Source organism: Streptomyces lancefieldiae (assembly GCF_031845825.1).
In the GTDB taxonomy this organism is placed as follows: Bacteria; Actinomycetota; Actinomycetes; order Streptomycetales; family Streptomycetaceae; genus Streptomyces; species Streptomyces lancefieldiae.
In genome coordinates this window covers 1-410 of sequence record NZ_JAVRFH010000381.1, presented here as the reverse complement: position 1 = coordinate 410, position 410 = coordinate 1, and the positions used below count along the sequence as shown (strand labels likewise).

1 protein-coding gene is annotated in these 410 nt (G+C 72.9%); it reads left to right on the top strand.

All coding sequences use genetic code 11. The features are described 5' to 3' along the window. On the top strand, positions 1-410 hold a 410-nt coding region (locus RM812_RS42610), incomplete at both ends, for a glycoside hydrolase family 15 protein (RefSeq protein ID WP_311586458.1).

Genomic DNA, 410 nt, shown 5'->3' with positions numbered 1-410 from the left:
CTCGCCAAGGTCGCCGGTCTGGACGACAAACCGCACGCCTGGAACCTCCAGCTCAGCCTGCTCGGCTTCCTGGAGTCGTCGTGGCGCGAGCCGGACGAGGGGCTGTGGGAGATCCGCGGCGCGCGGCGCCACTTCGTCCACTCCAAGGTGATGGCCTGGGTCGCCGCCGACCGGGCGGTGCGCTCGCTGGAGGAGAACCCGGAGCTGCCCGGGGACGCGGACCGCTGGCGGGCGATGCGGGACGCCGTGCACGCCGAGGTCTGCGAGAAGGGGTACGACCCCGAGCGGAACACCTTCACCCAGTCGTACGGGTCGCGGGAGCTGGACGCCTCGACGCTGCTGATCGTGCGGACCGGGTTCCTGCCGCCGGACGACCCCCGGGTCATCGGCACGGTCGACGCGGTCCGCGC